The following is a 248-nucleotide window of genomic DNA, read 5'->3' as shown; positions in this document are numbered from 1 at the left end:
CGCCTCATCGAAGGCCATGCCCGCCACCAGCCGCAGGCCACCGCGCTGCTCTTCGCCGACGACGCCCTGAGCTTCTTCGAACTCAACCGCAGGGCGAATCGCCTGGCCCACCGCCTGATCTCCCTGGGCGTGGGCCCCGATGTGCTCGTAGGCATCGCCATGGAGCGCAGCGTGGAGATGGTCGTGGGCATCCTGGCCATCCTCAAGGCCGGCGGCGCCTATCTGCCACTGGACCCCGAATACCCGGC

1 protein-coding gene is annotated in these 248 nt (G+C 69.0%); it reads left to right on the top strand.

The window, feature by feature from the left end; all coding sequences use genetic code 11:
- Positions 1-248: AMP-binding protein (locus tag RT97_RS30380; RefSeq protein ID WP_042582588.1), on the top strand; the 248-nt coding region annotated here is incomplete at both ends.

The sequence above is a fragment of the Variovorax paradoxus genome (assembly GCF_000834655.1).
In the GTDB taxonomy this organism is placed as follows: Bacteria; Pseudomonadota; Gammaproteobacteria; order Burkholderiales; family Burkholderiaceae_C; genus Variovorax; species Variovorax paradoxus_F.
This window is presented reverse-complemented; position numbering and strand designations above follow the sequence as displayed.